Annotated in this window: 13 protein-coding genes and 1 tRNA gene; 7 read left to right on the top strand and 7 right to left on the bottom strand. The window is 42.4% G+C overall.

All coding sequences use genetic code 11. From position 1 onward, the window contains the following. The first annotated feature begins 434 nt into the window (after positions 1-434). Positions 435-719 (top strand): hypothetical protein, encoded by a 285-nt coding sequence (locus IKB69_RS07610; protein ID WP_290947996.1) that lies wholly within the window; start codon positions 435-437, stop codon positions 717-719. 264 nt (positions 720-983) lie between these two features. Here the strand turns inward: IKB69_RS07610 and IKB69_RS07615 are convergent, their stop codons facing one another. Continuing rightward, positions 984-2,051 (bottom strand): SPASM domain-containing protein, encoded by a 1,068-nt coding sequence (locus IKB69_RS07615; protein WP_290947997.1) that lies wholly within the window; start codon positions 2,049-2,051, stop codon positions 984-986. 320 nt (positions 2,052-2,371) lie between these two features. On the opposite strand from IKB69_RS07615, the gene IKB69_RS07620 reads away from it, so the two are divergent. The 3 genes from IKB69_RS07620 to IKB69_RS07630 are packed head-to-tail and all read left to right on the top strand — an operon-like array spanning position 2,372 to position 5,844. Further along, a complete protein-coding gene (locus tag IKB69_RS07620) occupies positions 2,372-3,538 on the top strand; it encodes a NifS family cysteine desulfurase (protein ID WP_290947998.1) in 1,167 nt (388 codons plus the stop codon). Between the two features lie 46 nt (positions 3,539-3,584). Next, positions 3,585-4,841 (top strand): ammonium transporter, encoded by a 1,257-nt coding sequence (locus tag IKB69_RS07625; protein WP_290947999.1) that lies wholly within the window; start codon positions 3,585-3,587, stop codon positions 4,839-4,841. A gap of 28 nt (positions 4,842-4,869) precedes the next feature. After that, positions 4,870-5,844 (top strand): iron-sulfur cluster assembly scaffold protein, encoded by a 975-nt coding sequence (locus tag IKB69_RS07630; RefSeq protein ID WP_290948001.1) that lies wholly within the window; start codon positions 4,870-4,872, stop codon positions 5,842-5,844. Positions 5,845-5,867: 23 nt separating this feature from the next. On the opposite strand, the gene IKB69_RS07635 is transcribed toward IKB69_RS07630, so the two are convergent. The 5 genes from IKB69_RS07635 to IKB69_RS07655 form a co-directional block, all read right to left on the bottom strand. Beyond that, the gene (locus IKB69_RS07635) at positions 5,868-6,467 is read right to left on the bottom strand and encodes a histidine kinase (RefSeq protein WP_290948003.1); all 600 of its coding nucleotides are present in this window, start codon (positions 6,465-6,467) and stop codon (positions 5,868-5,870) included. A 9-nt stretch (positions 6,468-6,476) separates the two neighbouring features. After that, complete coding sequence (locus IKB69_RS07640) at positions 6,477-6,722, bottom strand: NifU family protein (protein WP_290948005.1); 246 nt, start codon at positions 6,720-6,722, stop codon at positions 6,477-6,479. Positions 6,723-7,009: 287 nt separating this feature from the next. Then, the gene (locus IKB69_RS07645; protein ID WP_290948007.1) at positions 7,010-7,804 is read right to left on the bottom strand and encodes an HNH endonuclease family protein; all 795 of its coding nucleotides are present in this window, start codon (positions 7,802-7,804) and stop codon (positions 7,010-7,012) included. A gap of 41 nt (positions 7,805-7,845) precedes the next feature. After that, positions 7,846-8,142 carry a hypothetical protein gene (locus IKB69_RS07650; protein WP_290948010.1) on the bottom strand — a complete coding sequence of 99 codons (297 nt, stop codon included), beginning with the start codon at positions 8,140-8,142 and terminating at the stop codon, positions 7,846-7,848. After that, positions 8,133-8,771 carry a DUF262 domain-containing protein gene (locus tag IKB69_RS07655; RefSeq protein ID WP_290948012.1) on the bottom strand — a complete coding sequence of 213 codons (639 nt, stop codon included), beginning with the start codon at positions 8,769-8,771 and terminating at the stop codon, positions 8,133-8,135. The genes IKB69_RS07650 and IKB69_RS07655 overlap by 10 nt, the downstream gene beginning before the upstream one ends. Positions 8,772-8,978: 207 nt before the next feature. Here IKB69_RS07655 and IKB69_RS07660 point away from each other — a divergent pair, with 207 nt between their 5' ends. The 3 genes from IKB69_RS07660 (at position 8,979) to IKB69_RS07670 (ending at position 10,541) form a co-directional block, all read left to right on the top strand. Continuing rightward, on the top strand, positions 8,979-9,188 hold the full coding sequence (locus IKB69_RS07660) for a hypothetical protein (protein WP_290948014.1): 210 nt from the start codon (positions 8,979-8,981) through the stop codon (positions 9,186-9,188). Between the two features lie 154 nt (positions 9,189-9,342). After that, on the top strand, positions 9,343-10,461 hold the full coding sequence (locus IKB69_RS07665; protein WP_290948016.1) for an FtsW/RodA/SpoVE family cell cycle protein: 1,119 nt from the start codon (positions 9,343-9,345) through the stop codon (positions 10,459-10,461). Positions 10,462-10,464: 3 nt separating this feature from the next. Beyond that, positions 10,465-10,541: transfer RNA gene (locus IKB69_RS07670), tRNA-Ile, on the top strand. Positions 10,542-10,951: 410 nt separating this feature from the next. On the opposite strand, the gene IKB69_RS07675 is transcribed toward IKB69_RS07670, so the two are convergent. Continuing rightward, the gene (locus IKB69_RS07675) at positions 10,952-12,595 is read right to left on the bottom strand and encodes a methyl-accepting chemotaxis protein (RefSeq protein WP_290948018.1); all 1,644 of its coding nucleotides are present in this window, start codon (positions 12,593-12,595) and stop codon (positions 10,952-10,954) included. Between the last annotated feature and the right edge of the window lie 250 nt (positions 12,596-12,845).

Below are 12,845 nucleotides of genomic sequence, written 5' to 3' on the forward strand. Positions count from 1 at the left end.
CTTATGGCTTCTCTCTCATCGCTTTCCAAAGATACTACTCCTGTATTCATTAGAGCTAGTGCCTGCTCTTTTGTAAGTGTTTGCTCCATTGTTTAATCCTTAGTCTATTTAGATTCTATTTAGGCTTATGCCAAACTTTTCGCAGTATAATCAAAAAAAAGCTTAAGGCTTGGTGAGTATTGCCCTATGTCATCTTTGCTCCTTTAGACTTGAGATGTGATATTGTAGAGCTAAAAACTGCCCAAAATATCGTAAATATGGTATTTAATGAGCTTTTTACACCTTAAAATATGATTTGCTTAATTGTTTCTGCCTTATTGAGTGATTCAATTCGGCTGAGATACAACTTTGCAATGGAAATAAGTCATTATTCCTAATATATGTAAAGTAATTATTTAATCTAAAAAATAGAAAAATAAAAAGGAGTCTAACAATTGAACACAAAGAAACTAACACTAACGATACAAGGGCAGCACGAGGATTTTCAAGGTGCATATTGTATGTGGATTAAAAGTGTCAAAGGCTTTAATCCCACTAAGCATTGCATTAAATGCTTTGATGGCAAATATATAAACATCAAGCCTACGCACCTCACACAGCCATTTAAGACAAACACGCCCTACACTTTTGCACTTGATAACTCCCCCAAACTTACATCGCATCTAATCAATGGCGAGATTCTGCACTACTTTTGCATTGTCGCACAGCCTTATAATTGAAGTCTCAATATCCACGCGGGCTTTATCTACTCACAAGGCGATATAATCGAGCGCACATTCAAAGAGCAGAAAATCACCATAGAAAATGCCAAAGAGATTTACTTCGATGATAGCGTGGTGAGAGAAAAGTATTCCCACTTGCCAAAAGAATTTACCACTTGTAGAAACTTCCACTTTGGCGCGTATTATTATGGCTAGATTCTAGCTTGCAAGCAGGCTTTAGGACTTGTGCACAAGCTAGAATCTAAGCGCACTTGCTTATCTTCACGCCACAGGTAGAGCAAGGCTTGTGATAAAGCTACGCATAGGCTTTTCATATTGGCAGCTCGCGCAAGCCCCTTGCTTTTGCCCATCAGGTGTAAGTGCTTGGCGCATAGCGATAAGCTTGTCGCTCATAAATAAATCAAAGAGATCTTGCTTGGCAATATCGCCTAGAATATAGCTCTTATGCGCCTTTACATCGCTTCGCAAGTTGCAGCAGGGCATAGCCAAGCCATTATAGTCTATATACATATCCATAAGCGGATAGTAGCAGCCCTTTGTGCGCATGCTCTGGCTTCTCTGCTTGATTGGCTCAATCACCCCGCCCCTATCACTACCGCTTAAGGCTGGATTCCAGCTGCGGTAAAACACTTGCATTTTCTCATACGCAAAGCTCACTCCGTATTCTTGCGGCGTATCGATATAAGTGATATACGATAGCCCTAGCTTCTTGCCCATTTTTGCCATAGCGGGCTTGATGTAGGAATCCACATCAAAGGGCTCATTTTTTGTGCCGTAGTAGCTCATTAGCAAAAAGCTAGCCCCAGCATCTGCTAGCGCGTCTAAATACTCTCTGTTTAGATAATCCCCATTGCTAAAAATCCCTAGAGTCGCCTTGGGTAGCTTGGATCTAGCTTGGTGCAGGCGTTTTAGGATAAGCTCTTTGTTTGCTAGAGTTTCATTGAATCTATGGAAATTAAGCATTCCAGCGTAGTTGATCTCTGCGAGATTATTGATACACTTGAGAAATAGCTCTTCTTGCAGCTCGATGTTTTTAGACTTTCTATCGATGATGGAGTTTGGGCAAAACCAGCAAGTGCGATTGCAAAAGCTAGAAATCTCAATTTCTATCAGCTTTAGATTCTGGGCTAGAAGCTGCTTTTTGCGCGCTCTATCAGTAGTGGGCGTAGTGAGTGCGATATAGCGATTAAGCGTGTTTAGAGCATCGCTAGCCCTAGAATCTAGCTTGGCAGTATCTTTAGCGCTTTTAGCAAGCTTGGTGCGATAGTAGTGCCGCGCTCTAAAAGGGATTAGGGGCTTAATAGTTTGCTTAAAAGCGTGTAGACTCATAGACTTCCTTATATATTAATGGTATCGCGCTAGGTGGTTTAGGTGGTGGGCGCGTTTGCGATTGTATGTTTTTTTTTTTTTTTGTAAAGAGCTTAAAGTGGCGGAGCATTGAGTCTAACCATAAACTTGGGGTTGTGGGGGTATTATGCAAAGGAGTCTTATTATGGGTGTAATATTTCATAGAAACATTAGAAAATCCGTGCTACAATCCCGCCCGTTTCAAGCAATATTGGCAAAATAAGGTATTTCATCAAGTAATTATCAATCATAGAACTATCAGCAGGAATTTATCTATCGCTTTATGAAGCGGATTTGGAGTAATGATGAGAATCTACCTTGATAACAACGCGACCACAATGGTTGACCTTAAAGTAAAAGAAGCAATGGAGCCCTTTTTCTGCGAGCATTATGGGAATCCAAATAGCCTGCATAAATACGGCACAGAAACACACCCAGCAATCGCCGATGCATTTGAGAAGCTCTATGCTGGTATCAATGCGCGCGATGAAGATGATGTCATCATCACAAGCTGCGCCACAGAGAGTAACAATTGGGTGCTTAAAGGCGTGTATTTTGACAAAATTAGAAATGGGGAGAAAAGCCACATTATCACCACAGAAGTAGAACACCCAGCCGTGGGGGCTACTTGCGACTTTTTGGAAAGTTTAGGGGTGAAAATCACGCGCCTAAAAGTCAATAAACACGGCGCGATCTATGCAGATGATGTGCGAAAGGCTATCACTGATAAGACTGCGCTTGTGAGTGTAATGTGGGCAAACAACGAAACTGGTGCGATTTTCCCCATAGAAGAGATCGGTGAGATTTGTAAGGAAAAGGGTGTGCTTTTCCACACTGATGCAGTGCAGGCAATTGGCAAAATTCCTGTGTGTGTGCAAAGTGCGAATGTAGATTTCCTAAGCTTTAGCGCGCACAAATTTCACGGACCAAAGGGTATTGGTGGGCTTTACATTAGAAAGGGCGTGGAGCTTACCCCACTTTTACACGGCGGAGAGCATATGAGAGGGCGACGATCCGGCACACTTAATGTACCTTATATCGTGGGTATGGGAGAAGCTATGCGGCTTGCAGTAGAGTATTTAGACTATGAAAATAGCTATGTGAAAAATCTGCGCGATACGCTAGAGTCTAAGTTGCTTGAGCTAGATGATGTGCAAGTCATCGGCGATATTACCCACCGTGTGCCAAATACGATTCTAATAAGTGTGAAAGGCATTGAAGGAGAGGCAATGCTGTGGGATTTAAACAAAGCTGGCATTGCCGCTTCGACGGGTAGTGCGTGTGCAAGTGAAGACCTAGAGGCAAACCCCATTATGGTGGCTGTGGGCGCGGATAAAGAGCTAGCGCACACGGCTATTAGAATCTCGCTAAGCCGATACAACACGCAAGCAGAGATAGACTATACTTATGAGGCGTTTAAGAAGGCGGTGGAGAGACTTAGGGCAATTTCCAGTAGCTATGGGAGCTAACTACTCTCTTTAGCACTACACAATAAGGCGCAACAAGGAGTGTGAAATGTTGATAGAAAGTGGTTTTAATCCTACAAATACTTCTTTTCTTATGCTATGCTCACTGCTAGTGTTACTCATGACACCATCTCTAGCTATGTTTTATGCTGGAATGGTTAAATCAAAAAACACGCTTAATACCATCATGAATTGCTTCATAGGCTTTGGAGTAATTTCATTGCAATGGATAGTGATTGGATACACACTTAGCTTTGGAGCAGATTCTGGCTTAGGAATTATTGGGAATTTAGATCATGTATTTTTAGCACATATTGATGGTGTCAACGATAATGGCATCCCACATATTTTATTCATAGTGTTTCAAATGATGTTTGCTTTGATTGCGGCAGCAATCATCACAGGCTCTCTTGTAGGACGCATAAAGCTTGGTGTTCTTGTAGTATTTCTTATTTTTTGGAGCACATTGGTTTATGATGTGTTGGCACATATGATTTGGAGCAAAGAGGGGTTTTTGCTTGTGCGTGGAGGATTAGATTTCGCTGGTGGGGGTGTTGTCCATATTAGCTCTGGTATAGCAGGATTAGTTGGTGCTCTTATTGTGGGTGCTAGGAAAGATAATACATCCTATACGCAAGGGGGAGCACATTCCGTCCCATATGCGTTTTTAGGTGCGGTGTTGCTTTTTATTGGCTGGCTAGGATTTAACTCCGGTAGTGCTGGAAGTGTGGATTATGTGGCTGTAAATGCTTTTGTGGTGAGTGTTATTTCTGCGGCAAGCGGTTATTTTATGTGGATTTTGCTTGAATGGGTAATTCATAGACGACCGACAATTTTAGGCTCATTGAGTGGTCTTGTCGCGGGACTTGTAAGCGTTACTCCCGGCTGTGGTTTTGTAAGTCTTAGCTCAAGTATAATCATCGGTGCCATAGGGGCATTGATTTGCTATCTTGGCTTAAGCTTTATTAAGGATAAATTGCGCTTTGATGATTCACTAGATGCTTTTTCTTTGCATGGTATTGGTGGTATTTGGGGTGGTGTTGCCACAGGACTTTTTGCAAGTGGCGCAGTCAATCCAGTCGTAATAACAGAGGGTGGATTAGGGGAAGGCTTGTTTATTAGTGGTGAGTTTGAGTTGCTCTTAGAGCAACTTTATGCAATTGTGATTTGTATCGCATTATCTGCCATAACTAGCTATGTAATTTTTAAAGTGATAAGCATTTTTACAGATTTGCGTGTGAGTGAAGAAATAGAAATGCAAGGTTTAGATTCTAAGCTGCATGGAGAAAATGCCTACAATCCATAATTAATATACGCAATACAAAGGAATAAAAATGGGAAAAAATGATCTAATCGGTGGTGCGTTATGGGATGCGTATTCAAACAAAGTAAGTGAGAGAATGGACAACCCCACGCATTTAGGCGTTTTGACACAAAAAGACGCTGATGAAAAGGGTGCGAAACTCATCGTAGCGGACTATGGCGCAGAATCTTGTGGTGATGCGGTGCGGCTGTATTGGCTTGTGGATTCTAATGATACAATCATAGACGCAAAATTTAAGAGTTTTGGCTGTGGGGCGGCGATCGCATGTAGTGATATGATGGTGGAACTATGTCTTGGCAAAAAGGTGCAAGATGCGGTAAAAATCACAAACCTTGATGTAGAACACGCCTTGCGTGATGACCCAGACACCCCAGCAGTCCCGGGGCAGAAAATGCACTGCTCTGTTATGGCGTATGATGTGATTAAAAAAGCGGCGGGAATCTATCTAGGCAAGGATGCAGCGGACTTTGAGAGTGAAATCATCGTGTGTGAATGCGCACGCGTTAGCCTATCTACCATTAAAGAGGTGATAAGGCTAAATGATTTAAAAAGTGTAGAAGATATCACAAACTACACCAAAGCAGGGGCTTTTTGCAAAAGCTGCATAAAACCGGGTGGACACGAGGAAAGGGAGTATTACTTGGTAGATATACTTGCGCAAGTAAGGGCGGAAATGGATAAAGAATCTGTGAAAAAGGCTGCGGATAAAGGTGAGAACGCTGACTTTGCTGAGATGACCATCGCCCAAAAGGTGCGCGCTATTGATAAAGTCATTGATGCAAATATCCGCCCTATGCTTATGATGGACGGGGGCGATATGGAGATTTTAGATATTAAAGATACAAGTGATGGATTTATCGATGTGTATATCCGCTATCTTGGGGCGTGTAATGGCTGTGCAAGTGGGGCAACAGGCACATTGTATGCCATAGAATCTGTCTTGCAAGAAAGCTTGCACCCAAATATCCGCGTGCTACCCATCTAAGCTAGAATCTAGCTAGAGGGGGCTTAACACTGCTTTAAAATCTCTTGTATTTCTTTGCTGTAAGCTACTTGAGGCATTTCTTCAATATAGGAGAATGCCACCTGCTTGAATCCATAGTGAATGAGATCTTTTAGAAATTGATAGAAGTCATCGCGCTCGGTGAAGATGATTTTAGTGCTAAAGATAAGATTTTCAAACACCTCTTTAAAGCCTTTTGTCTCACATAGCTTGACGAAGTCTTTATACGCTATGCCATTTAGCTGCTCGGATTCTAGAGAGTCTTCTCTCTCCACGGCTTTGGAAATGTGGTTTAAGCTCGCATCAAACTCGCGCAAGATGTCAAGCATTTGTGTCTGTATCGTATCTTGTTGCGCACGCGGGGCAGAAGCTAGTAGGATTTGGTAAAGCTCGGTGAAAATCTCAGCTTTCTTGGGGAAGTCTTGCGCAATATCAGCGATTAGCACGCCTATGCGCGCGCTTTTATCACTAGAATCTAGCAGCAATGCCAAGCCAAAGCAACGCGCCGCTAGAGCAAAGTCTCTTGCTGCTAAAGCCCGATAACCCTTGGTGATCAGCCGCTTTTTGCGTGGGTTGTATGATGGGTAAGGTGGGATTGTGGTCATACTCTACCTTTATCGAACTTCTATCACTTCCATATCTGGGTGTATATCGCGCTTGAGCTGCTGCTCTACACCGCGCTTTAGCGTGATGTGCGAAGCTGAGCAGCCTTGGCAAGCTCCAAGCAAGCGCACATAAACTTTGCCACCTTTAATTTCTTGTAGCTTGATGTCGCCAGAATCTCGCAAAAGATGCGGGCGCACCTTTTCTAATGACCGCTGCACAGGCTCATAAAGCTCACCATCGCTAAAGGGTAGCATCACACTCCTTGTAAAGTTTAAATTGAATATGTGTTTATAACTGGGTTTGTTAAACAATGCAAGCTAAACCAGAATCCAAAGGGGTAGAATCTAGCTTTGTCTCCGTCTTTGCTAGAGCAAACCGAAGCAAAGCGTAGCTTCTTTAGCAAACAAGCGAAATTTTTTAGAAAATCTCGCAATGATAAAACATCGCTAGAATCAACTTTTGCTTGCCACTCGCAAGCAAATGCGCTAGCTTACGAGTGGCAGTCCATAGCTTTCGTGCTAACAAAAAGCAGTGCTAGAATCTAGCCTATAAAGTCTTTGAAAAATTCTTCTTTGAAAAATTTCTCTGCCTCTGCGGTGCGACCTTTAATGCGATTCTTATCAAAGCCATCGGTGTTAAATCTCTTCACGCAATCAAGCTTAGATTTTTCATAAATGGGCTTTTTACTCATTAAATCCTTATCTTTTGCCTCCCCATTTAGCGTCTTTTCAAGTGATAGGAGATTGCCGTATTGATCACAATACCTATCAAAATCCTCTTTGCTATCAAATCCATATTGCACAAAGCCATTAGCACTATCTTTTAGGGCTTGCGGGAGAATATGCTCTATCTCTAATGATAATTCTTTTTTCACAATTAAACTCCCAAATGTAGCCATTGTCGCATTATGACAATGTTGTTTAAAAAACAAATAGTGGAATATCCGCTTATAAGCAAAGCTATTTTGCACAAACCGGCTTATAGGACCATTTATATCGACATTGCCACCTCTGCACGATCGTATTGCCCTTTGCTTTAGACTCTCTATGCGATCTTTTATATCCTTTGCGTTATCAAATAGCTCTTCTCGCAGTCCATACGCCGTAGCCTCTGCTCCGTTAAACTTTAGCAAGGCGCAATCTACTTTCGCTAGAAAATCTATCATTTCCCTACTTAGCTCGCCCAACATCTCTAAGCGTATAAATGTAGGGTAAAGCAAGGAGTTTAGATTCTCCAAAAACATACACTCAAACATCGCCTCATCAGTCTCTATGCGATCAAGTATGCGCTCTGTAGCGGTAAAAAACTCTGCCAAATCCTTTGCATAGGCGCGCAAAAACTCCTTGAGATCTGCAGAATCGCTTGTAGCACGAGCTTTTAGCTCTTGTTTAATCTTGTCATAGGATGTTTCTGTGGAGTCTCTATAATGCGGCTTTTCCGCAATGGTTTAAAGTTAGCACTTCCTATGTGGTAGCGCACCATATCGCCATCTTTGAAGCTTGTCCCACCGATTGCGGAGCTGTATTTATGATCCCTAATTGCTTGCGATTTGCAAAAAATGTCCCCAAAATGCCCATTTATCTCATCATCAAGCCCATTTTCTCCACCTTTACAATAGCGATTAGAATAGTAAATCAACAGGGATTTAAGCTTATCAAGTATATTTAGCTGCACACCCCTGTCATTGACACTTTGGAATGTGCGGATAGCCTGCCCAGCACTATTTCTTTCAATACAAGCATTTTCATTTTTAGTAGCGTGGTGATATAGGTGTCTATGTCATTTTCGCCAAGACTCCCAACCTTATTCACAATAGCTCTAAATACATCACAGAGATTTTTCTGCCCTTGTGTAGTGGCTTCTATCCTATCAATTTCATTAGAATCACTTACACCCACTTTCTCAAGCAAGCTATCAAATACTTTTTTATTTGCTTCAATGACTTGGAATCTAAGCTTGCCTCCTTTGATGAGATATTGCGGCTTTAGCTCATCTTTCTCTGCCTCTGTCGATCTCTCAATAAGCGCAGTAAGCAGCATAAATATCGTAGTCATTCGCTGCTGCCCATCGATTAGGTCATGCTCATTATCGCTGCCATTACTTCCGTGCGGGGCGATAACAATCGTGCCTAAGAAATGCCCATCAGGCTTGCTAGATTCTTTGGCGATCTCAACGCTCTCTTTCAAATCTTCCCAGAGATCGTTAAACTGATCGCACCCCCACGCATAGTCGCGCTGATAGTTTGGGATATGAAATCGGTGGTGAGTTTGTAGCACATTCCCTAAGGTTGTATTATCGCTCATTGTTGCTCCTTTACATTAAGATTGCCTAGCAGTATTTCAAGTTTTTCACTTTGCTACTTTCTACCTGATCTTGTGTCATTACGCACCTTTGTGATTGCTAGCTTGCTAATTACGATTAGTTTCTTAAATAATTTATAAAACGACTTATTGTCATAGTTAGCTTTGAGAGTTTGCCTTTAAATGCCAAAAATTTAAAGGCAAAGCATTATGAAATACACCCAAAGAGACAAAGCCAGAATCCTGCGCATAACCACCTGCACACTCCAGCGGTGGAAGACGACCAAGCCGGAGCTTTACGCGATCATTGAAGCAGGCTTTACAATGCGCGAGAATCTAGCAAGCCAAGAGCTCTACCACCAAGAGATCCTAGAGCTTATCAAGTCTATCGATCCAAACTCCACCCACTCACTCAAGTAGCCCTATAAGCACCCTGCACCCAAACGCTTTAGCCCCTAGATTCTACCCAGCTTGCGCACTTAAGCCCCCTTGTGCTACAATCGCCCCCATAGTAGCCCACTATAAGCATAAATCAAGTAGCAAGTAATCCACTAGCTAGAATCTAGGACTTAAGATGATTGATCGGCGCGTGCTAATCCACTTTGACATACTGCTCCCCATTCTTGTGGTCCCCATCGTGCTGCTCTCATACCTGCTCATCGGCGAAGCAAGCCCTAGCCAGAATTTCCGCCAGAGTATTTATATCCTTATCGGACTTTGTGCCTTTATGGTAGCATTCTTCATCCCTGTGCGACAGCTTAATAAATCGGTAGTGATTTTCTACTGGATTTGTATCGTGCTGCTAATCCTTGTGTATTTCATCGGTACCAAGCAGCTAGGCGCGCAGAGATGGATCACCATAGGGGCACTTTCTATCCAGCCAAGCGAGCCTGTGAAAATCGCTATTATCTTGCTTCTAGGGCTTCATATCCACAACAACCCTCCACCGCCAAATGGCTATGGGCTAAAGCAGTTTGCTATCCTTAGTGGCTATATCCTACTCCCCTTTGTGCTAATCCTAAAACAGCCTGACCTAGGCACTGCACTTGTGGTACTTTTTGTGGGATTTGGGATGCTATTTTTAATCGGGGTTAATTACAAAATTTGGGTCACTCTCATCATCTCCACACTTGTAGCTTCTCCGCTCATTTATGGCTCGCTCAAAGACTATCAAAAAAAGCGTATCCACGACTTCATCGCTGAAAAACCCAGCTACCATGTCCAGCAGAGTATCATCACCATAGGCTCCGGTGGCTTACTAGGGAAAAAGAAAGAATATTCCACACAAACCCAGCTAAAGTTTCTCCCCATTGCCACAAGTGATTTTATCTTCGCGTATTTTTTGGAGCGACATGGGTTTGTGGGTGCAATTTTTCTACTTGGGCTTTATATCTTTCTCATTTTACATATCTTGTCCTTTTCGCTCATTGATATTAAAGACTATCGCCTACGGGTGATGGCTTGCTCCGTGGCATTGCTGTTGTTTTTCTATGTGGCGGTAAATATCAGTATGACTATTGGGCTTGCCCCCGTGGTGGGGATACCTCTGCCACTTTTTAGCTATGGTGGGAGCAGCTTTATCACCTTTATGATACTTTTTGGTCTGCTAGAAAACCTGCTTGCCTTTAGATTTAATTTCAGTTATAATGCCAATCCTTTCAAGGCGATTTTACGCTCCCCTAAATACCGATAACGCGGATCTTTAGCTCAGCTGGTCAGAGCACTCGGCTCATAACCGATTGGTCGTAGGTTCAAGTCCTACAAGATCCACCACTTTATATACCTAGTAGCTTTGTGTGATTTTGTTATTAAAGATTGTTTATGCGCACACTTCCGCTTATGCGTGGGCTTCCAGCAAGGGGGAGATCTCATAGATACACGCACATAATCTGCAAGCCTAGACTCTTTGCACCTTAATAGTAAGCACGCTAATTAAACGCTAAGCATAAGGCTAGGAGATCCACAGCCTTGTAGACAAGCTACACAAAAGCTCTTTGATTAGAAGAGCCTTGCGACTTACTTGAAAGAGTGAAATCTAATCTTAAAGTTTGAAATGATCTACCCTAAGAATACCCCCATATCATCGCCTACATCACCCAACAACCAACCTTATGATACCCCAAATCTCACTAAAATCAGTGTGAAAGGCCTAAGCTAGATTGAAGCTGTGGATAAGCCAAATCCTAGAGTCTAAAGAATCCTATATTTTCTTTTAGCGTTGTGGAGATTTTGGAGAGTTCAGCGATTGCGGTGCGGCTTTTTTCCATAAGGACATTGGTGTCATTAGATATTTGCACCATCTCTTGCATTCTCTGCTCTAAACTCACTACGCTTTCTTCTTGCTCGTTGCTTTGTGTGCTGACACTTTGGGCTTTTGCTAGAGAGTCTGTAGCTTGCACTTCGATTTCATCAAGCAGTGCTGAAGTCTGCTCGGCTAGCTCGATACTTTTTTGCGCGCGTGGGACAGCTTGGCTCATAGAGTTTGAGACGCGCTTGATCTCATCTTGTATATGTTTGATGATTGTAGAAATTTGTGCGGTGGATTCTTGTGTGCGCTCTGCAAGCTTACGCACTTCATCTGCCACCACAGCAAATCCCCGTCCGTGCTCTCCAGCTCTTGCTGCTTCTATGGCAGCATTTAGGGCAAGGAGATTTGTTTGATCGGCGATTTCTGCGATTAAGTTTGTGCTAGAGCTAATTTCATTAGACTGCTTCTCTAGCTCAAGTATCTGCCCTGCTGAAGTATTGACCATTTGTGTTACTTCATCAATGGTAGCTTGCGTATCTGCCATTGCCTCCTTGCCCTTTTTGGCAGATTCTAGTGTCTTGGCGGAGTTTTCTTCTGTTTGCTTAGCGATCTCTGTGATTTGTGTAATCCCTTGCGCGATTTTAGCAATCTGTGTAGCACTTGACTTTGCTGTGTCGCTTTGGGTCATTGATGCTTTTTGAGAGTTGGCATTGGCTTCTTCTACTGACTTGGTATTTGTGAAGATTTCTTGCGCACTTGTTAGGATCTCGCTTACAATGCTTTTAAGCTTTGCTTGCATATTAGCAATGTCTTTTAACATAGAGTTTTCTGGTGCGTTAATGGACTCTTGCAGATTACCGCTAGCGATAAGCCGCACGATCCCAGAAGCGACATTTGGCTCACCACCTAAGATTTTAGACAAATAGCGTATGATGAAAAACGCTATCCCTACACTAAGCACGATTGATAGCACAACACTTATGATAAAGACTATTTTAGACATCGCTACTACATCGGCTACAAGGGGGGTTATGGTTTGGTTTTTGCTCTCTTCTAGATTGATAAACTCATTAATCACTCCAAGCCAGCTTACAAACATTGGGCGCACTTCTTGCAATCTAGCAAGGGCTGCTTGATCTTGGCTAGATTTTCGCAGATTAATAATCTCATCAATAAGTGGTAGTGCCTTGGTGTTAATGGCATCAATGCGCGATAAGATTTCCTTTTCTTGAGAGTCTAGTCCGTTGTTTGATTCAAACATCTTCGCCATTAGATCTCTTGCTCGCGCGTAGTTAGATTCTAGGGTTTTGATCTCTTTAATGATAGATTCTAAGGAGCCCTTACTTTGTGGCGCGTAGAGCACAACATCGCGGATAGCGATAGAGCGGTCATGCACACTTCCGCGGAAGTCAATCGCCACACGCTGCTTGACAGAATTAATATTGTTGATTTCCTTAAGATTATCATCAATAAAACCAATACGCATAATGGCATATACACAAAGCCCTAAAATAATTACACCAAAAATAGCATACCCTATGCCCAAGATCACATAGACGCTTACACGATTTTTATTCATTTTTTCACCTTTTTCTAAAATTTAAAGGTATTATATTTGCCCTTTAATAATATTTTTTATCATTTACAAAAAATTTCTAATTCCACAATCAAGCCCCCAGCTTCACTCTAGCCCCTAAAACACATACCTTACCCCTAGGTTTGCTGTTAGGTTAATATCCTTATAGCTTAGTCCTATTTTTGTCCCTAAAGCAAAATTGACAAATGTTTGTTTGCCTAGTAGCACTTCTCCACCTGCTGTACCTAGTAGA

The sequence above is a fragment of the Helicobacter sp. genome (assembly GCF_017502485.1).
GTDB lineage: Bacteria > Campylobacterota > Campylobacteria > Campylobacterales > Helicobacteraceae > Helicobacter_B.